Annotated in this window: 21 protein-coding genes; 17 read left to right on the plus strand and 4 right to left on the minus strand. The window is 65.8% G+C overall.

The annotated features are described in order from the left end of the window. Positions 1-29 precede the first annotated feature (29 nt). Positions 30-683, minus strand: a complete 654-nt coding sequence (fsa, locus tag DEA8626_RS17945) for a fructose-6-phosphate aldolase (RefSeq protein ID WP_108854571.1) — start codon at positions 681-683, stop codon at positions 30-32. Positions 684-766: 83 nt separating this feature from the next. On the opposite strand from fsa, the gene DEA8626_RS17950 reads away from it, so the two are divergent. The 6 genes from DEA8626_RS17950 (at position 767) to DEA8626_RS17975 (ending at position 6,957) form a co-directional block, all read left to right on the plus strand. Continuing rightward, positions 767-2,962, plus strand: a complete 2,196-nt coding sequence (locus DEA8626_RS17950; protein WP_108854572.1) for a primosomal protein N' — start codon at positions 767-769, stop codon at positions 2,960-2,962. A 104-nt stretch (positions 2,963-3,066) separates the two neighbouring features. Then, positions 3,067-4,305: an MFS transporter gene (locus DEA8626_RS17955; protein ID WP_108854573.1), complete on the plus strand. Its 1,239-nt coding sequence runs from the start codon at positions 3,067-3,069 to the stop codon at positions 4,303-4,305. A gap of 99 nt (positions 4,306-4,404) precedes the next feature. Continuing rightward, complete coding sequence (gene msrA, locus DEA8626_RS17960) at positions 4,405-5,058, plus strand: peptide-methionine (S)-S-oxide reductase MsrA (RefSeq protein ID WP_108854574.1); 654 nt, start codon at positions 4,405-4,407, stop codon at positions 5,056-5,058. Between the two features lies 1 nt (position 5,059). Then, positions 5,060-5,605 (plus strand): sugar O-acetyltransferase, encoded by a 546-nt coding sequence (locus tag DEA8626_RS17965; protein WP_108854575.1) that lies wholly within the window; start codon positions 5,060-5,062, stop codon positions 5,603-5,605. 34 nt (positions 5,606-5,639) lie between these two features. After that, on the plus strand, positions 5,640-6,512 hold the full coding sequence (locus tag DEA8626_RS17970) for a 50S ribosomal protein L11 methyltransferase (RefSeq protein ID WP_108854576.1): 873 nt from the start codon (positions 5,640-5,642) through the stop codon (positions 6,510-6,512). 97 nt (positions 6,513-6,609) lie between these two features. After that, a complete protein-coding gene (locus tag DEA8626_RS17975) occupies positions 6,610-6,957 on the plus strand; it encodes a hypothetical protein (protein WP_108854577.1) in 348 nt (115 codons plus the stop codon). A gap of 118 nt (positions 6,958-7,075) precedes the next feature. Here the strand turns inward: DEA8626_RS17975 and DEA8626_RS17980 are convergent, their stop codons facing one another. Continuing rightward, positions 7,076-7,267 (minus strand): DUF1127 domain-containing protein, encoded by a 192-nt coding sequence (locus tag DEA8626_RS17980; protein ID WP_108854696.1) that lies wholly within the window; start codon positions 7,265-7,267, stop codon positions 7,076-7,078. 316 nt (positions 7,268-7,583) lie between these two features. Between DEA8626_RS17980 and ruvC the strand changes: the two genes are divergently transcribed. The 5 genes from ruvC (at position 7,584) to DEA8626_RS18005 (ending at position 11,223) form a co-directional block, all read left to right on the plus strand. Then, a complete protein-coding gene (ruvC, locus tag DEA8626_RS17985; RefSeq protein WP_108854578.1) occupies positions 7,584-8,087 on the plus strand; it encodes a crossover junction endodeoxyribonuclease RuvC in 504 nt (167 codons plus the stop codon). Continuing rightward, positions 8,084-8,749 carry a Holliday junction branch migration protein RuvA gene (gene ruvA, locus DEA8626_RS17990; RefSeq protein ID WP_108854579.1) on the plus strand — a complete coding sequence of 222 codons (666 nt, stop codon included), beginning with the start codon at positions 8,084-8,086 and terminating at the stop codon, positions 8,747-8,749. The genes ruvC and ruvA overlap by 4 nt, the downstream gene beginning before the upstream one ends. Before the next feature lie 3 nt (positions 8,750-8,752). Continuing rightward, a complete protein-coding gene (gene ruvB / locus DEA8626_RS17995; protein WP_108854580.1) occupies positions 8,753-9,778 on the plus strand; it encodes a Holliday junction branch migration DNA helicase RuvB in 1,026 nt (341 codons plus the stop codon). A 224-nt stretch (positions 9,779-10,002) separates the two neighbouring features. Beyond that, entirely contained in the window at positions 10,003-10,617 is a 615-nt protein-coding gene (locus DEA8626_RS18000; protein WP_108854581.1) for a hypothetical protein, read from the plus strand. Between the two features lie 294 nt (positions 10,618-10,911). Next, positions 10,912-11,223: a hypothetical protein gene (locus tag DEA8626_RS18005; protein ID WP_108854582.1), complete on the plus strand. Its 312-nt coding sequence runs from the start codon at positions 10,912-10,914 to the stop codon at positions 11,221-11,223. Positions 11,224-11,287: 64 nt separating this feature from the next. Here DEA8626_RS18005 and DEA8626_RS18010 read toward each other — a convergent pair whose 3' ends face one another. Together DEA8626_RS18010 and DEA8626_RS18015 are read right to left on the minus strand one after the other, a co-directional pair. Then, positions 11,288-12,151, minus strand: coding sequence for a class I SAM-dependent methyltransferase (locus tag DEA8626_RS18010; RefSeq protein ID WP_108854583.1), 864 nt, complete (start codon positions 12,149-12,151; stop codon positions 11,288-11,290). Between the two features lie 64 nt (positions 12,152-12,215). After that, positions 12,216-12,527, minus strand: coding sequence for a bactofilin family protein (locus tag DEA8626_RS18015; protein WP_108854584.1), 312 nt, complete (start codon positions 12,525-12,527; stop codon positions 12,216-12,218). A 172-nt stretch (positions 12,528-12,699) separates the two neighbouring features. On the opposite strand from DEA8626_RS18015, the gene ybgC reads away from it, so the two are divergent. The 6 genes from ybgC to pal all read left to right on the plus strand — a co-directional run bounded on the left by ybgC (position 12,700) and on the right by pal (position 17,599). Continuing rightward, the gene (ybgC, locus tag DEA8626_RS18020) at positions 12,700-13,101 is read left to right on the plus strand and encodes a tol-pal system-associated acyl-CoA thioesterase (protein WP_108854585.1); all 402 of its coding nucleotides are present in this window, start codon (positions 12,700-12,702) and stop codon (positions 13,099-13,101) included. 114 nt (positions 13,102-13,215) lie between these two features. Next, positions 13,216-13,911: a protein TolQ gene (tolQ, locus tag DEA8626_RS18025; RefSeq protein WP_108854586.1), complete on the plus strand. Its 696-nt coding sequence runs from the start codon at positions 13,216-13,218 to the stop codon at positions 13,909-13,911. Between the two features lie 4 nt (positions 13,912-13,915). Continuing rightward, the gene (gene tolR, locus DEA8626_RS18030; RefSeq protein WP_108854587.1) at positions 13,916-14,392 is read left to right on the plus strand and encodes a protein TolR; all 477 of its coding nucleotides are present in this window, start codon (positions 13,916-13,918) and stop codon (positions 14,390-14,392) included. 11 nt (positions 14,393-14,403) lie between these two features. Beyond that, positions 14,404-15,612 (plus strand): cell envelope integrity protein TolA, encoded by a 1,209-nt coding sequence (tolA, locus tag DEA8626_RS18035; protein WP_108854588.1) that lies wholly within the window; start codon positions 14,404-14,406, stop codon positions 15,610-15,612. A 55-nt stretch (positions 15,613-15,667) separates the two neighbouring features. Continuing rightward, a complete protein-coding gene (gene tolB / locus DEA8626_RS18040; protein ID WP_108854589.1) occupies positions 15,668-16,996 on the plus strand; it encodes a Tol-Pal system beta propeller repeat protein TolB in 1,329 nt (442 codons plus the stop codon). 75 nt (positions 16,997-17,071) lie between these two features. Beyond that, complete coding sequence (pal, locus tag DEA8626_RS18045) at positions 17,072-17,599, plus strand: peptidoglycan-associated lipoprotein Pal (RefSeq protein WP_108854590.1); 528 nt, start codon at positions 17,072-17,074, stop codon at positions 17,597-17,599. The last annotated feature ends 6 nt before the right edge of the window (positions 17,600-17,605 follow it).

Genomic DNA, 17,605 nt, shown 5'->3' on the forward strand with positions numbered 1-17,605 from the left:
TGGTTCGTTTTGGGCGACTATACACGATGTCAAACGATTTTCTGCCCGGTTTTTGCCCAGTCGTTCAGAAACAGTTCCAGCCCTTTGTCCGTGAGGACGTGATTGGCCATTGCCTTGATCACCGAAGGCGGCGCGGTCACAACGTCGGCGCCGATCTTGGCGCAGTCGATCACGTGGTTCACCGAGCGGATCGAGGCGGCAAGGATCTCGGTGGAGAAGTCGTAGTTGTCGTAGATCGTGCGGATGTCGTGGATCAGGTCGACCCCGTCCATATGGATGTCGTCGAGCCGCCCGATGAAGGGCGAGATGAACGAGGCGCCCGCCTTCGCGGCGAGGATCGCCTGCGCGGCCGAGAAGCAGAGCGTGACGTTGACCTTCAGCCCCTCCGATGCGAAAGCCTTGCAGGCGGTGAGACCGTCCCAGGTCAGAGGCACCTTGATCGCGATGTTGGGCGCGATCTTGGACAGCTTCAGACCTTCGGCAATCATCGCCTTGGCCTCGGTGGCCACGACTTCGGCGGAAACGGGGCCCGAGACCATGTCGCAGATCTCCTTGGTCACTTCGATGATGTCACGCCCCGCTTTCAGGATCAGCGAGGGATTTGTCGTCACCCCGTCGACCATCCCAAGGTCGTTCAGTTCCTTGATGGCGGCGGTGTCTGCGGTATCAACGAAGAATTTCATTGGCGTTCCCCGGGCTGCATTTGCGTTCGCGCGCTGTTCTAGCGCATGGCCGGTCGGGCCGGAACCCATGATCGGAGGTCGGCTTGGCTGATCAGTCGTTTTTCGACGAGGGCGCGCTCGTCTCTGTTCTGACGACCGAGCCAGTGGGCCGCGCGCTCGACTACCGCGCGCCGGAGGGCGGCTGCTTCGCAGGGGCGTTCGTGGAGGTGCCGCTCGGCCCGCGCCGGGTGCTGGGCGTCGTCTGGGGGGCGGGCGAAGGCGGCTACGACATCGCCAAGGTCCGGCCCGTGACGCTGGTTCTCGACGCCGCGCCGATGGCCGAGGCGATGCGGGCCTTCCTGATCCGCGCGGCGGAATACACGCTGACGCCGATGCCGGGGATGCTCAGGCTCGCGACGCGCGCGCCCGGCCTCGCCGACCCGCCGGGGCCGCGGAGGGTCTATCGGAAAGGCTGGGCGAAACCCGACCGGATGACCGACGCACGTACGCGGGTCATTGCTGTTCTCGACGACTACGGCGGTGCAGCGTTCACTTTGGGCGAGCTCGCCGCGCTCGCCGGGGTTTCGACGAGCGTCGTGAAGGGTTTGGCCAAGCAGGGCGCCGTGGTCGAGGAAGAGGCGCCGCGCGATCTGCCCTATCGGCGGCTCGACCCGGATCTGGCGGGCAAGGACCTGGCGGAAGATCAGGCCGCCGCCACCTGTCAGCTCCGCGCGGGCATTGCCGAGGGGCGCTACGGCACTACGCTCTTGAAGGGCGTGACCGGTTCGGGCAAGACGGAAGTCTATCTGGAGGCGGTCGCCGAATGCCTGCGTATGGGGCGGCAGGCGCTGGTCCTTTTGCCCGAGATCGCCCTGACCGCGGAGTTCCTGAACCGCGTTGAGGAGCGGTTCGGCGCGATGCCCGGCGAGTGGCATTCGGGCGTCACCCAGACCGAACGGCGGCGGCTTTGGCGCATGGCGGGCGAGGGCGGTGTTGGCCTTGTCGTCGGCGCGCGGTCGGCGCTGTTCCTGCCCTTCCGCGACCTCGGCCTGATCGTCGTCGACGAGGAACACGACACCTCTTACAAGCAGGAAGACGGCGTCCTTTACAACGCGCGCGACATGGCGGTTCTGCGCGCCTCTCTATGCGACGCGCAGGTAGTGCTAGCGTCCGCCACGCCCTGTCTCGAGACATGGGTGAATGCCGAGGCCGGAAAGTATTCCCGCATCAATCTGACCTCGCGGTTCGGCGTGGCCGAGATGCCCGGGCTTTCAGCCATCGACATGCGCGCCGAGACTTTAGAGGCGAACCGCTGGATCGGCCCAACGCTCGCCTCCGCCGTTCGCGAGAGGAACGAACGCGGGGAGCAGGCATTGCTGTTCCTGAACCGTCGGGGTTACGCGCCGGTCACGATCTGCCGTGCCTGCGGCCACCAGATCGGATGCGACCACTGCGATGCCCGAATGGTCGAGCATCGTTTCCTCAAGCGCCTCGTCTGCCATCAATGCGGCGAGACGAAACCGATGCCCGAAGCCTGCCCCTCCTGCGCGGCCGAAGGGCGGCTGGCGCCGGTCGGTCCGGGCGTCGAACGGTTGGCTGAAGAGGTGGCAGAACGATTCCCCGAGGCGCGGGTTGCGGTCCTGTCCTCCGATCTATTTTCCTCGGCGCGTGCGCTGAAAGACAAGATCGGCGAGATCGCCGGAGGCACAGCCGACATCATCATTGGGACGCAGCTTGTCGCGAAGGGGCACAATTTCCCGCTTCTGACGCTCGTCGGTGTCATCGACGCCGATCTGGGACTGCAGGGCTCCGACCTCCGGGCGGCCGAACGCACGTTTCAGCTTATGCGCCAAGTGTCCGGCCGCGCCGGGCGCAGCGAGCGTCCAGGCGAGGCGATGCTTCAGACCTACCAGCCCGAACATGCCGTCATCCGCGCGATCCTGTCGGGCGAGGAGGAGGCGTTCTGGCGCGCCGAGGCGGCCGAGCGGCAGGCCGCCGGGATGCCGCCCTTCGGCCGGCTCGCGGGCGTTGTGTTGTCGTCGCCCGATGTGCAGACCGTGTTCGATTTCGGTGCCGAGCTTGCCCGCCGCGACGCGCCGCTTCGCCGCATCGGGGCGCAGGTCTTCGGCCCCGCGCCCGCGCCCGTCGCGCGTGTCCGGGGGCGGCACCGCGTGCGCCTGCTCGTGAAGGCGGCCAAAGGCGCGGCCCTGCAGCCTGCGCTTGCCGAATGGGTGAGGCAGCTCAAGATCCCGAACAATCTGCGCCTCGCGATCGATATCGATCCGCAGAGCTTCTACTGAGGCATTGAGGGTTTCAAATTGCCGCTCTCGCGCACAGTGGCTGTGACCCTCCGCGCGCCTCAAAAGGCTCGCAAAGGCCCGAAAAGAGGCGTAAGGCGACCGAGATGTTCCGCATTCCGACAATCACGCTGAAGGAAGCCGAAGGCCTGCCTCGCTGGCGGCAGCCGGCCTTCCTTCTGTTCCTGATGGCCGCCGCAATGCCAATCGCCTTCGCCACCTGGTCGGCGCTTCTGAACAACTTCGTCAAGGAAGCGGCGGGCTTCACCGGAGTGGAGATCGGCTGGCTGCACACGGTGCGCGAAATTCCGGGCTTCCTCGCAATCGGCGTGATCGTCCTCTTGTGGGCCTTGCGAGAACAGGTGCTCGCGCTGCTGGCGCTCGGACTTCTGGGGGCGGCGACGGCGGTGACGGCGATATTCCCGACGCTCGGGGGCATCCTGATGATCACGCTTCTCTCGTCGATCGGGTTCCACTATTTCGAGACGGTCAATCAGTCGCTTCAGCTTCAGTGGATCGACAAAAAGCGCGCGCCGCAGGTGCTCGGCTGGATCGTCGCCATCGGATCGGGCGCAGCGATGGCGGCCTACGGGTTGATCGTGGTGACCTGGCAGGCATTCGACCTGAGCTACGGTCTTGTCTACGGGATCGCGGGCGGCACGACGCTCGCCATCGCGATCTTCGCCGCCCTCGCCTATCCGCAGTTCGATGCGCCCGACCCGCAATTGAAGAAGTTCATTCTGCGCAGGCGCTATTGGCTTTACTACGTAATGCAGTTCATGGCTGGCGCGCGGCGTCAGATATTCGTCGTTTTCGCAGCCTTCATGATGGTCGAACGGTTCGGGTTCCAGGTGCACCAGGTCACGGCGCTGTTCCTGATCAACTATCTCGTCAACATGATCGCCGCGCCGCTCATGGGCCACGCCGTCGGGCGTTTCGGCGAACGCAACGCGCTCATCTTCGAATACACCGGGCTGCTTTGCGTCTTCCTCGCCTATGGCGGGATCTACTGGTTCGGCTGGGGCGTCGTGCTGGCGGCGGTGCTCTACGTCCTCGACCACCTGTTCTTCTCACTGAGCTTCGCACTCAAGACCTACTTCCAGAAGATCGCGGACCCGCAGGATATCGCGCCCACAGCGGCTGTCGCCTTCACGATCAACCACATCGCTGCGGTCTTTCTGCCGGCGCTGCTCGGCTACCTCTGGGTCGTCTCGCCCGGGGCGGTCTTCGGCCTCGCGGCGGCGCTCGCGGGATTGTCTGTGCTGCTTTCGCTGCTCGTCCCACGGCATCCCGAACCGGGATTCGAAACGGTCTTCGCGCGCGGCCTGCCGGTGGTGGCGGAATGAGTCCACTCCGGTTCATCGCTTCGTGAACGCTTGCCCGATGGCGGCGGTTCAGCCGAAGGACTATATTCGGGCCGAACGCATATACGCAGGAGACCCTCCATGCTGAACGCCCTTTTCGGAAAGAAAGCCACGATGCCCACGGCCGATGAGGCGCTGCCCGGCCGCGCCGAGGCCATTCCCACGGCGGACACCCACTTCATCTCTGGCCGTCCGCTGAAATCCCCGGTGCCCGAGGGCATGGAGGAGGCTATGTTCGGCATGGGTTGCTTCTGGGGCGTCGAGCGCAAGTTCTGGCAGCTCGACGGGACCTGGCTGACGATGGTCGGCTATTCGGGCGGGAGCACGCCCAACCCGACGTATCATGAGACCTGCACTGGGCGCACCGGGCAGAATGAGGTCGTGCGGGTAATCTACGATCCCAAGGTCATCAGCTACGAGGACCTGCTGAAGGTCTTTTGGGAAGGTCACGACCCGACACAGGGCAACCGGCAGGGCAACGACGTCGGAACCCAGTACCGGTCAGGCATCTACACCTATTCCGACAGGCAGACTGAGGCGGCCGAAGAAAGTCGCGAGGTCTATGCGCAACGGCTCAAGGCCGCGGGCTACGGGCCGATCACGACCGAGATCGTGCCCGCGAGCCCGTTCTACTTCGCCGAGGATTACCACCAGCAGTACCTCGCCAAGAACCCCGGAGGCTACTGCGGCGTGGGCGGCACCGGCGTGAGCTGCCCCATCGGTCTCAAGGCCTGACATGGCCCGTTCCCCGCGTGAGATCATGGCGAGCGGGGAGTGGTACTCATGCCTCGACGCAGCCTACGAGGAGATGCGGCGCGCGGCCCGCCGGGCCTGCCATCAGCACGCGACGATGGAGCCTGACGAGCGCGGTGCGTGCGCCCCGCTCGTGGCGGAGCTTGTCGCACTGGGCCGCGACTGCTGGATCGAAGCACCATTCCACTGCTCCTACGGCATCAATCTGACGCTCGGCGACGGCGTTTATCTTAACGCGGGCTGTGTCGTTCTGGATTCCGCGCCCGTGCGAATCGGCACGCGCGCGCTGCTCGGCCCCGGCGTGCATATCTACTGTGCCGACCATCACCGTGACCCGACCAAGCGCCGCGCGGGCATTGAGCGGGCGATGCCTGTCACCGTCGGTAGCGATGTCTGGATCGGCGGCGGCGCGATCCTCTTGCCGGGCGTCTCCATCGGGGAGGGCGCCATCGTCGCGGCGGGCGCGATCGTTTCGCGCGACGTCGCCCCCAGATCACGGGTTGCAGGCATCCCTGCGCGGGCGCTATAGCGCCGCATCACGCCGCCTTGCCCCGGGAACAATCATGGCCACGTTTTCTGCGCTCACAACTCTCCCCGCCAGGGAACCGGCCGAGGCGCTCGCCGAAGCGATGGAGAAGTTCCTGCCCGAGCCGAGCGGAATCGGCTGCTCCGAGATCGAAGACGGAACGGGCATGTTCGAAGTCGGCGTCTACTTCGACGACCGGCCCGACGAGATAGAGCTCGCACTCATGGCGGCGATCTACGGCGCGAAGCCATTTGCGGTCTCTGAGATTCCGGAGACCGACTGGGTCGCCCACGTGAAGCGCGAATTGCAGCCGGTGGAGGCCGGGCGCTTTTTCGTCTACGGTAGCCACGATGCCGATCGCGTGCCCGACGGTCGCGTCGCGCTTCTTATCGAGGCGGCGATGGCGTTCGGGACCGGCCACCACGCCACCACCAAGGGCTGCCTTCTCGCGCTCGACCGGCTTGACCAGGCCGGGTTCCGGGGTGGCAACGTGGCCGACATCGGCTGCGGAACGGCGGTTCTGGCGATGGCTGCGGCCTCGATCTGGCCCAGCCCTGTGATCGCGGCCGATATCGACCCCGTCGCGGTCGAAGTGGCAGAGGCTAACGTCGCTGCCAATGGGCTCGCGAGGCAGGTGCGTTGCGTCGAGGCGGCGGGCTTCGATCATTCCGAGATCACGGGGGCGATGCCCTTCGACCTCATCTTCGCCAATATCCTGAAGGCACCGCTCATCGAACTTGCCCCCGCCATGGCGCGCGCAGTTCGTTCCGATGGTTACGTGATTCTGTCAGGAATCCTCGACAATCAAGCCGACGATGTGTCGCGGATCTACGAAAATGTTGGATTCTCGCCAATCAGCCGCGACGATATCGGTGAATGGGCGACATTGGTTCTGAAACGCGGCCAATGACACCGTGCTGACCATATCCGCTGTCGCTTGCCCCATTTCTGCCATACTTCGTCCGCAGCCTCGGACGTAGCGGGGGCGACAGGATCGGGGGATCGACATGGTCGATCGCAATTTGCAGAACTTCCATGGCCGCATCGGCCGTATCGAGCGCATCCACAACGCCGGCGGCGGTTTCGAGGCCGAAGGGGCGCTCGGCATGTCCTACTACAAAGCGCGCCACCGTCCGGCGCGGCGCTTCGGGCTGCTTGGCCCGATCGCGCTTGTCCTGATCGCCGTGCTCGGAATCAAGGCTGCGGTCTACGCGTCGCTTGGCGCGGAGCTCTACGAAGAGCGGATCGCGGCGCTGCGCGCGGGGACTACGGCCGATCAGGTCGGGGCGTATGTCCTTCAGGCCGATCCGATCACGGTGGCCATCGCGGAACGCATCCGCGCATTCATCTACTGACGGGGCGCTCCGCCAAACCGACAGTTTGCAGCGCGCCAACAGAAAGGCCGTGACGGGTTTCCCCCGGCACGGCCTTTGGCGACTCCGAGGTCGCGAAACGGCAACTGTTTCCGAATGATCAGTTGCGCGGCGCGATCGAGTCGATGTCGCCCCGAACCAGGCCGATATCGTCGAGCTCACGGTCGGTCAGGTGGTTCAGTGCGTTGCGCGTCACGCGCGCGTCGTTCCAGCCGACAAACGCATTGACGAGGGCACCGAAGAGGCCGGAGAAGTTGCCTGCGGCAGGACGGTTCGTTGCAATTACGGACATGGTCTTCATCCTTCTATCCGGGCTAACCCACCGTGGGCTGACCCGCTTTCAGGACGGCAGATAGACCTCGCGCCGTGCGGCGGCAAGTGATGCAATTGCAGATCAGCCATGCACGGATTGCATGTCTGAAACCTTCGATAACACTCTGGAAATAAATCGATTATCCGGATGTCGGAAATGTCGATTTCAGTCTGCGCGATGTCGAATTCAGGCCTCGCTGATCACGCCTTCGAGACAATCCCTCACGCCCATTCTTCCTTTCCGATGTTCGCTTTTCGTGCTAGTCGTGAGAAAAAAGCAACATGTGAGGGAGCAGATGCGCGTTCTCGGGATCGATCCGGGGCTTCGGAACCTCGGCTGGGGTGTGATCGAAGTCGCCGGATCGCGACTCAGCCATGTCGCCAATGGCATCATCCGCTCCGAGGGCAAGGAACTCGCGGTGCGGCTTCTGTCACTTCATGCCGCGCTTGCGGAAATCGTGGCGCTGCACCGGCCCGACGCGGCGGCCGTCGAGCAGACTTTCGTCAACAAGGACGGCGCGGGGACGCTGAAACTCGGCCAAGCTCGCGGGATTGCGCTCCTGGTGCCGGCGCAGGCGGGCCTCAGCGTGGGTGAATACGCGCCGAACGCGGTCAAGAAGGCGGTTGTGGGCGTGGGCCATGCCGACAAGGCACAGATCGCCCACATGGTGCGCCATCAACTGCCAGGCGTGGCGCTTGCAGGTCCGGATGCGGCCGATGCGCTCGCCATCGCGATCTGCCACGCCCACTATCTGCAAAGCGCAGGCCGATTGGCGGCGGCGATCCGGGGCGCGGCATGATCGGGCGCATTGCAGGAGTCATCCTGCACCGCGCGGCCGATCACGTTCTGATCGACGTTCGCGGCGTGGGCTATGTCGTCCATGTTTCCGACCGTACGGCGGCGGCCTTGCCGCCCGCAGGCGGGGCCGTGGCACTCTATACCGATCTTCTGGTGCGCGAAGATATTCTGCAGCTTTTCGGCTTTCCGACGCTCCTCGAGAAAGAGTGGCATCGGCTGCTGACAACGGTGCAGGGCGTCGGCGCGAAGGCGTCTATGGCCATTCTCGGCACGCTCGGCGCCGAAGGTGTCGCCCGCGCCATCGCGCTCGGCGACTGGTCGGCGGTCAGGGCCGCGCCGGGGGTCGGGCCGAAGCTCGCCCAGCGCGTGGTGATGGAACTGAAGGACAAGGCGCCGACAGTGATGGCGCTCGGCGGGGCCCTGACGGTCGATGTCCCGGCAGGTGAGGTCGTGGTCGAGGCGCCGGCGTGGAAGACGACTGCGCAGACTGCCCCCGTGCAATCGGCCGCCGCCACTGCCGAGGCTCTGTCGGCGCTCGTCAATCTCGGCTACGGCCAGGGCGAGGCCGCCGCCGCCGTGGCCGAGGCCGCAGGTGCAGCGCCCGAGGCAGGGACGTCCGACCTGATCCGGGCGAGCCTCAAGCTCCTCGCGCCGAAAGGGTAAGACATGGAACCCGATCCCACGCTCCGCCCCGCGCCGCAGCCCGAGGATGCCGACCGGGCGCTGAGGCCGCAGGCGCTTCAAGACTTCATCGGTCAGGAGGAAGCGCGCGCCAATCTTCGTGTTTTCATCGAAAGCGCGAAGCTGCGTGGCGAGGCGATGGATCACACGCTCTTCCACGGCCCACCCGGCCTCGGCAAGACCACGCTCGCGCAGATCATGGCGAAGGAGCTCGGCGTAAACTTCCGCATGACCTCCGGACCAGTGCTGGCGCGGGCGGGCGACCTGGCCGCGATCCTGACCAATCTCGAAACGCGCGACGTTCTCTTCATCGACGAGATCCACCGGCTGAACCCGGCAGTCGAGGAGGTGCTTTATCCCGCGATGGAGGATTTCGAACTCGACCTCGTGATCGGCGAGGGACCGGCCGCGCGGACCGTAAGGATCGAGCTTCAACCCTTCACACTCGTGGGGGCGACGACGCGGCTCGGCCTCTTGACCACGCCGCTCCGGGACCGCTTCGGCATCCCGACGCGCCTTCAGTTCTACACTGCCTCCGAGCTTGACCAGATCGTGGCGCGCGGGGCGCGGCTGATGGGGATCGCGGCCGAGCCTGAGGGCACGCGCGAAATCGCGCGGCGGGCGCGGGGAACACCGCGCGTCGCCGGTCGACTTCTGCGCCGGGTCGTCGATTTCGCGCTCGTGGAGGGCGACGGGCGGCTCACGCGCGAGGTGGCGGACGGGGCGCTAACCCGGCTCGGGGTTGATCATCTCGGGCTCGACGGGGCGGACCGGCGCTACCTTACGCTGATCGCGGAGAATTACGCCGGCGGGCCGGTCGGTGTCGAGACGCTGTCGGCGGCACTGTCGGAGGTGCGGGACGCGATCGAGGAGGTAATCGAGCCGTTCCTGCTCCAGCAGGGGCTGATCCAGCGCACCCCGAGAGGGCGGATGCTGGCGGGCAAGGCCTGGACCCATCTCGGAATGGCCACGCCAAAGGCGCCGGGGCAGGGCGACCTGTTCGTGAAATGAGCCGGTTCTCACGCGCAATGGCGCCATCAAATCATTGAAAAAAAAGAAAATATAGTTACGTTTGTCGCTGCTAACCGGTCGCCGGGGTCATCTGCGCCTGCCCGCGAGGTGGATCATCGACCAGGCGCGGTCGGATCATCCGAAGAGGCGGAGGGGGCGGCGTCGCGCGCAGTTGAGGCAGCGCACGAAAGCCACTATGGCTCGTCGCCGGATACGGAGGCCGCATGGACCCGCAGGACATCGAAGCGCTCTTCACCCGCTCATCCGGCGAGTATTTCTTCGCGCGTTGGGAACGGCCCATCGCCCCGGTAGTATTCGGCGTCGACAACGCGACGCTCGCGATGGTCAAGGGCGCGGTCGAGGCGGTCGTCACGCTCGCCGGTCACAGGATGGCCGAGACCGATCCCGAGCAGGGCGCCAACCTGATGATCTTCTTCTTTCGCGATTGGGCGGAGCTTCTGGCCGTGCCCGATCTCGACCGGCTGGTCGAAGGGCTCGGCCCGCTGGTGGCCCGACTCCGGGCGGAGGATGCAAACCAGTATCGCCATTTCCGATTTGAGGAGACGGGCGCCATCCGCGCCTGCATTGTGTTCGTCCGCATGGACGAGGATCTGGCCGGACTGCCCGCGGATACGATCACGCTGAGCCTTGCCGCCCAAATCATCCTTCTATGGTCGGACCGGGCATTCCTCGACCGTTCGCCGCTCGCGCAGTCGGGCGGTGAGGTTTTCCTGAACCCCGACATCGCGGCGCTGATCCGGGCGGCCTACGATCCCGTGGTGCCCGCTGTCTCCCATGATGCAAGCCACGCGCTCCGGTTGGCGGCGCGGTGCGGGTAGGCCTTTCGCTTCCTGCCCCGAAACAGCCGGCAGCGGCAGAGAGCCTGCGGCGCGCAGCCGACGATCTCTTTACGGCGGAGGCGTCGCCGCAGGATCACCGCCCAGTTTGGCAACCGCGCCCGCCGATTGCTGACCAGACCGAGTCGTGGGCCAGAATTGGCCTGCCCCCGCCGGGGCCCGGAGGGACGGCATGTCAGAATCAGTCGGGCTCTGATACTGTGCCGCCACTGCCGCAAGGGGTGTACTGTCGCCCCACGGCAGCACCGCATAATCGTTCAAGGGGAGGCTTTGACGATGCATGCCATCACACGGACCTACACTGGAAAGGGAGCCGCGGAGCTGACAAAGCTTCTGATCGCGCGGAAAAGCGAGGTCGAAAAGCTTATCGGTGACGTTCCGGGCCTGGTCAGCTACGACCTGATCGAGACCAGGGACGGATGCTTCACAGTCACCGTCTGCAAGGACAAGGCGGGAACCGACAAGAGCCTTGCCGTGGCCAAGGACTGGCTCAAGGCCAATGCCGCGCAGCTCGGCGTCGGCGCTCCGGCGGTCGCCGAGGGCAAAGTAGCGATCCATCTTGGCGCGAAAAAGCCGGCTGTCGCGTAGCGACGGCGATTGCCAGACCTGATATAGCCGATTGCGGAGGAGTTGCGGCGCGTCCTCAAGGGCGTCAGCCTTTCCGCGCGCGGAAGAAATGGACACGGGCGGGCACGCAAACGCTGTCCGCCCGTTCGTAGCGGGCGAATTCCTTCGCCACGGCGGTTGCGATCGCGATGCGGTCTGCTTCCGTCCCGTTCTTGTCGCGCATGAGGCGCGACACGGGGCCGATGCTAGTAGCAAGATCGGCGGCGTCGGTTGCTGTGCCGGCGCATACGAGATGCGTATCCACCGTCTCGTCTACAATATTCGTCAGTCCGGCGTCGCGCAGGATACCCGCCACATAGCCGGGTTCGGCGAAAGCAAACTGTCCCGGCTCGCGCGGTGGATCGGGCGGAACGGCGCCGAGCCGCGCCATGCCTGCGGATTTCGTCACATGGCTCCAGGGGTTGTCCGCAGCGGGCGCCCAGGTTGCGAAGACAAGGGGGCTGCCGGGCTTCAGTGCGCGGGCGAGGTTCGCGAAGGCCGCGACCGGGTCGGCAAAGAACATCAGCCCGAAGCGCGAGATGAGAAGGTCGTGCCGGTCTTCTGCGAAGTCCTGCACCTGAGCGTCGGCGCGCGTGAAGGACACGTTCACGCGTCCGGCCGCGCGGCGGCGCGCCACGGCAAGAAGTACATCAGAGATGTCGACGCCCTCGACCTGGCCGCTCTCTCCGACCCGGTCGGCCGCGCGCAGCGCCGTGTCACCGCAACCGCAGCCGACGTCTAGCACGCTCTGCCCGGGTTGCGGCGCGGCGCGGGCCAGGAGTTCATCGGTGATCAGGCCGAAGAGGTGATCGAGCCGTTCGTGGTGGTGCGCCCATTTCTGGCCGGGAACGTCCGTCCAGAAGAGCGCCTGACCGGCATTCGCGCTGGTCGCCTCGGGCTGCGGATTCATGCGCTACCCCTCCCCTTGTCAGGCGAGTAGACCACGGCGCTCCGCCTGAGTGCAAACCGTCCGGTCAGCCGGTGATCTGCACCTTGCCGACGAGGCGTGCACCCTTCTCCGAAGACAGCGTTTGGGCCTTTACGTCGGACTTCACCTCGGCGGTCTTGTCGAGCGAGAGCGAAGTGCAGTCGATGCGTCCAGAATGATTGCCCTGAATGGTGACCTCGGTCGCGCTGATCGCGCCGTCCACCTTGCCGGCGACATGTACCTCCACCGAACGCGACGTGATGTCGCCGGTCACCCGACCTTTCACTTCGATATCGCCTTCGGGCGAAGCGATGTTGCCTTCCACGGTCAGGTCTTCTTCGATGACGGATCGGGACATTGTGGCTCCTCGGGCTTACTTCGGGGGCACGCCGCAGGCCGGCGCTTTGGTTCTGGCTACACAAGAATTGTGCTCGTGCAAAGCCGTTCCCGTTGCATGCGGCGAGGATGTGCCGCTTGTCCGGCCCCGGACGGGGCGCTAGGGGTAGGGCGTTCGTCTGGAGGCGGCCCCGTTGATCCATCGCTTTTCGCTTCGCGTCTACTACGAGGATACCGACCTGGCCGGGATCGTCTACTACGCCAACTACCTGAGATTCATTGAACGCGCGCGCAGCGAATGGGTGCGCGGGCTGGGCATCGACCAAGGGCGGCTGAAGTCCGAGGAGGGCATCGCATTCGCGGTGCGCCGCGTCGAGGCGGACTTTCTCAGGCCCGCGAAATTCGATGACGTGCTGACCGTCGAGACCCGGCTCGGCGGCGTGACGGGCGCGCGCATCATGCTCGATCAGGCTGTACTTCGCGGGAACGAGCGGTTGTTCCAGGCCGGGGTGACGCTTGTCTGCCTGAAGGATTCGGGTACGCCGGCGCGACTTCCGGCGGATGTCCGCCGATCAATCACGGCGAGTGAAAACTGAGCTTCGGGGATTTCCCGCCGGTATCGAGTTCGTGTTGGCATTCCTCCTTAATCCCGGATAGAATCACAGTTAAGAGAGCCGCGAAAACGTGGCCCAACCGGCGAGCAGTGAATAATGGAAACCGAAACCCTTGCCCTGGCGCAGGAGATGGACTTCTCCTTGTTGGCGCTCTTTTGGCGCGCCTCCTTCGTCGTTCAGGCCGTCATGGTCCTTTTGACGGTCGCGAGTTTCTGGTCGTGGGCGATCATCGTCCAGAAATTCATATCGTTCCGGCAGGCGCGTCACGACGCGGCCCGCTTCGACCGCTCGTTCTGGTCGGGCGAACCTCTCGACGAGCTTTACGATAAGATCGGCAAGCAGCCGCGCGGCGCCTCCGAGAAGATTTTTTCGAGCGGGATGACCGAGTGGCGCCGCTCGCACAGGGAGGGCGGCGAGTTGATTGCAGGCGCGCAGGCCCGGATCGACCGCTCGATGGACGTCGCCATCGCCAAGGCGACCGAGACTCTCACGCGGGGCCTGCCGTTTCTCGCCACCGTGGGCTCCACGGCGCCGTTTGTCGGGCTTTTCGGCACCGTCTGGGGCATCAAGGTCGCGTTCGAGCAGATCGCGATCAGCCAGAACACCTCGCTTGCCGTCGTGGCACCGGGGATCGCCGAGGCGCTTGTCGCGACCGCGCTCGGACTTCTCGCCGCCATTCCGGCGGTAATCTTCTTCAACAAGCTTTCGACCGACAGCGACCGCATCATCGCAGGATACGAGGCGTTCGCCGACGAATTCGCCACAATCCTGTCGCGCCAACTGGATTCCTGATCAGATGGGCGCGGGCGTGATGAAACCGGGCGGCGGCGGACGGCGCCGGCGCGGGTCGCGGGGCAAACCCGCCGTGATGAGCGAGATCAACGTCACGCCCTTCGTGGACGTGATGCTGGTGCTTCTGGTCATCTTCATGGTGGCAGCACCCCTTCTGACCGTGGGCGTACCCTTGGACCTGCCGGAGACCGCCGCACAGGCCGTCGCGAGCGAGCAGCAGGAGCCATTGACCATATCGGTGCAGGATGACGGTACGATCTCGGTCCAGAACACGCCGGTGGCGGAGGACGAACTGATCGGCAAGCTGAAGGCGATCGCGGCCGAGCGGACGGATGGCAAGCTCTTTCTTCGCGCGGATGGCAAGATCCCCTACGAACGCGTCGTACAGGTGATGGGCGCACTCAATTCCGGCGGCTTTACCGAGATCGTGCTGGTGACCGATGCGGGCGGGCCGAGTTTCGGCGCCGGGGCGGGGAACTAGGGCGGATGCCCATGGACCGGGCAAAGCGCACGGGCGTCATCGTATCTGGGATCGCGCATGCAGCGGCGATCCTGTGGCTGATCGTCGGCGGAATCTTCCGGTCGCACGACCTGCCGCCCCCGGTCGCCACGGCAGAGGTGGCGCTGATGTCCGAGGCGCAGTTTGCCGCCCTTCAGGCGGCGCAGCCGACTGCACCCGAGGAGGCCCCGGCCGCGCCCTCGGTGCCCGAAGCGCCCGCCGCCGAACCCGCACCCGAGGCGCCCGCGCAGGATGCCGCGCCCGAAACGGCGGCGCCGACAGAACCCGAGCCCGAGCCTGAACCCGATGCCGCGCCCGATGTCACCGAACTTGCGCCGCCCGAGGCGGAGGTCAGCGACACGCCTCCGACGCTGCCCGCGCCGCCGGTCGAGACGCCGTCCGAGACGCCTGACGACGTGATTCAGCCCGCGCCACAGCCGAAGCCCGCCGACATCGTCGCGCCCGATCCGACCGACGCGCCGCAGCCCGAGCCCGACGTCGCGCCCGAGGCGGTCGTCGAGACGACGCCTGAACCCGCACCCGAACCCGAGCCGCAGGAGCCCGAAGAGGCCGCGGCCCCGCGGGATACCGGCGACGTGATTCGCACCGAGGAGAACGAGGACGTGACCGAGGCCGCCTCGGCTGCGCCTCAGGCCTCGCCCCGGCCGCGCGCACGGCCCGAACGGCCGGCGCCCGCGCCCGAGCCTGCTCCGGCCGAGACCGCCGCCGAATCGGCGCCGACCGAGTCCGAGACCGCCGCTGCGCCGGAGCCCGAAGCGCCCGCAACTCAGGACGCGGTCGCCGAGGCGCTGGCCGAGGCGCTCGCGGGCGAGGCATCGGACGAGCCGGCACCCGGTACGGGCACCGCGCCTTCCGGTCCGCCGATGACAGGCGGCGAGAAGGATGCGCTCGTCATCGCGGTCAAGCAGTGCTGGAACGTCGGCGCGCTCTCCACCGACGCACTCCGCACGATCGTGACTGTGGGCGTCGACATGGACCCGTCCGGCAAGCCGATCAGCGGCTCGATCCGGATGATCGGCTACGAGGGCGGCACCGAGGCCTCCGCTCAGCAGGCCTACGAGACGGGCCGCCGCGCGATCATCCGTTGCGGCCAAAACGGCTATCCGTTGCCGCCCGAGAAATACGACTACTGGCGTGAGGTTGAAATCGTCTTCAATCCGGAAAAGATGAGGATGAGATGACCCGATCCGCGCCCCAGCCAGTCCACCCATCCGTACCCGCAGAAAGGGGAATGTCATGACCTTCACCCGGACGCTTTGCCTTGCGCTCGCCCTTCTGGGCCTTGCCGCGCCCACCGCGCAGGCTCAGGACGGCCCGCTCAGGATCGTCATCGAGGACGGCGTGATCGAGCCCTTGCCCTTCGCGATGCCGACCTTTGTCGCCGAGAACTCCGGTGCTGCCGAGGCGGCCGCGAACATCACACAGGTGATCGCCGCCGATCTTATTGGAACGGGGCTGTTCCGCGAGATCCCGCCTTCGGCCTATATCAGCCAGGTCACGAACTTCGATGCTCCGATCGCCTATCCTGACTGGAAGGCGATCAACGCTCAGGCGCTCGTGACCGGCGCGGTCGCAGCGACGTCGGACGGGCGGATCAACGTGAAATTCCGTCTCTATGATGTATATTCGGACGCTCAGCTCGGCGACGGTCTTCAGTTCGGAGGCGCGGCGGGCGACTGGCGGCGGATCGCGCACAAGGTCGCGGACCAGATCTATGCTCGTATCACCGGCGAAAGCGCCTATTTCGACAGCCGCGTTGTCTACGTCTCCGAAAGCGGGCCGAAGGACAATCGGCTGAAACGGCTTGCGATCATGGACTATGACGGGGCGAACGTTCAGTACCTGACCGATTCCTCAACCATCGTGCTTGCACCGCGGTTCTCGCCCGACGGAGAAAGAGTGCTTTACACGTCGTTCGAGACGGGGTTCCCGCGCATCAAGCTGATGGACCTTGCGACCGTGAGCGCGCGGGCGCTGGCCGAGCTGTCGGGCAACATGACTTTCGCGCCGCGCTTCTCGCCAGACGGCGGCACGGTTGTATTCTCGCTCGAGCAGGGCGGCAACACGGACCTCTATTCGATGCAGCTTTCGTCGGGTCAGATGGCGCAGCTCACGAACGCGCCGTCGATCGAGACTGCGCCGTCATTTTCGCCCGACGGCAGCCGGATCGTCTTTGAAAGCGACCGGTCGGGCAACCAGCAGCTTTACATAATGCCGGCGGGCGGCGGCGAGGCGACGCGGATCAGCTTCGGCGAGGGGCGCTACGGCACGCCGGTCTGGTCGCCGCGCGGCGATCTCATTGCCTTCACGAAGCAGAATGCGGGCCGCTTCCATATCGGGGTGATGCGCACCGACGGCAGCGAGGAACGGCTTCTGACCGCGTCCTTCCTTGACGAGGGGCCGACCTGGGCGCCGAACGGGCGGGTCATCATGTTCACCCGCGAAAGCCCGGGCGCCGGCGGCGGCGCACAGCTCTTCAGCGTCGACATCACGGGCCGCAACCTCAGGGCGGTGCCGATGGAGGGTGGCGCGTCCGATCCGGCCTGGTCGCCGCTTCTGCCCTAAGAAGCCGCGTTTCCAACGCAATCGGTCGATGATATGGTAACGGCCATCGAGCCAAGAACAGAGGCGGTAAACCCGATGAACAAATTCTCCACGATCTTCGTCCTCGCGGGCGCCCTGGCGCTGGCGGGCTGCAACAACCCCGACCGCTACGGTGCGGGCGGCTTCGGCGCCGACGCAGGCGCGGCCGGGGCGGCTGGCATCACCTCGGGCGGGCTCGGCGATCCGAACGACCCCAATTCGGTTGCCTATTTCAACCAGACAATCGGCGACCGGGTGCTTTTCGCGGTCGACCAGTCGACGCTGACAGCCGAGGCGCAGTCGATCCTTGCCCAGCAGGCGGTCTGGCTGAACCAGCATCCCACCAATACGGCGATCATCGAGGGCCACGCCGACGAACAAGGCACGCGCGAATACAACCTCGCGCTCGGCGCTCGGCGTGCCTCGGCGGTGCAGCAGTACCTGATCTCGCAAGGTGTTCTGGCCTCGCGGCTCCAGACCGTGTCCTACGGCAAGGAACGCCCGCTCGCGGTCTGTTCGGATGAGGCCTGCTATTCGCAGAACCGCCGCGCGGTGACCGTGATCGGCGCGGGCGCGGGCGTCTGAGGCCAG

Origin of the sequence: Defluviimonas aquaemixtae (genome assembly GCF_900302475.1) — a bacterium.
Lineage (GTDB): Bacteria > Pseudomonadota > Alphaproteobacteria > Rhodobacterales > Rhodobacteraceae > Albidovulum > Albidovulum aquaemixtae.

Bases quoted from the DNA above. Each gene is read 5' to 3' on its own strand.
- fsa (WP_108854571.1), bottom strand. From the start codon at position 683: ATGAAATTCTTCGTTGATACCGCAGACACCGCCGCCATCAAGGAACTG.
- DEA8626_RS17955 (WP_108854573.1), top strand. From the start codon at position 3,067: ATGTTCCGCATTCCGACAATCACGCTGAAGGAAGCCGAAGGCCTGCCT.
- msrA (WP_108854574.1), top strand. From the start codon at position 4,405: ATGCTGAACGCCCTTTTCGGAAAGAAAGCCACGATGCCCACGGCCGAT.
- DEA8626_RS17965 (WP_108854575.1), top strand. From the start codon at position 5,060: ATGGCCCGTTCCCCGCGTGAGATCATGGCGAGCGGGGAGTGGTACTCA.
- DEA8626_RS17970 (WP_108854576.1), top strand. From the start codon at position 5,640: ATGGCCACGTTTTCTGCGCTCACAACTCTCCCCGCCAGGGAACCGGCC.
- DEA8626_RS17975 (WP_108854577.1), top strand. From the start codon at position 6,610: ATGGTCGATCGCAATTTGCAGAACTTCCATGGCCGCATCGGCCGTATC.
- DEA8626_RS17980 (WP_108854696.1), bottom strand. From the start codon at position 7,267: ATGTCCGTAATTGCAACGAACCGTCCTGCCGCAGGCAACTTCTCCGGC.
- ruvC (WP_108854578.1), top strand. From the start codon at position 7,584: ATGCGCGTTCTCGGGATCGATCCGGGGCTTCGGAACCTCGGCTGGGGT.
- ruvA (WP_108854579.1), top strand. From the start codon at position 8,084: ATGATCGGGCGCATTGCAGGAGTCATCCTGCACCGCGCGGCCGATCAC.
- ruvB (WP_108854580.1), top strand. From the start codon at position 8,753: ATGGAACCCGATCCCACGCTCCGCCCCGCGCCGCAGCCCGAGGATGCC.
- DEA8626_RS18000 (WP_108854581.1), top strand. From the start codon at position 10,003: ATGGACCCGCAGGACATCGAAGCGCTCTTCACCCGCTCATCCGGCGAG.
- DEA8626_RS18005 (WP_108854582.1), top strand. From the start codon at position 10,912: ATGCATGCCATCACACGGACCTACACTGGAAAGGGAGCCGCGGAGCTG.
- DEA8626_RS18010 (WP_108854583.1), bottom strand. From the start codon at position 12,151: ATGAATCCGCAGCCCGAGGCGACCAGCGCGAATGCCGGTCAGGCGCTC.
- DEA8626_RS18015 (WP_108854584.1), bottom strand. From the start codon at position 12,527: ATGTCCCGATCCGTCATCGAAGAAGACCTGACCGTGGAAGGCAACATC.
- tolQ (WP_108854586.1), top strand. From the start codon at position 13,216: ATGGAAACCGAAACCCTTGCCCTGGCGCAGGAGATGGACTTCTCCTTG.
- tolR (WP_108854587.1), top strand. From the start codon at position 13,916: ATGGGCGCGGGCGTGATGAAACCGGGCGGCGGCGGACGGCGCCGGCGC.
- tolA (WP_108854588.1), top strand. From the start codon at position 14,404: ATGGACCGGGCAAAGCGCACGGGCGTCATCGTATCTGGGATCGCGCAT.
- tolB (WP_108854589.1), top strand. From the start codon at position 15,668: ATGACCTTCACCCGGACGCTTTGCCTTGCGCTCGCCCTTCTGGGCCTT.
- pal (WP_108854590.1), top strand. From the start codon at position 17,072: ATGAACAAATTCTCCACGATCTTCGTCCTCGCGGGCGCCCTGGCGCTG.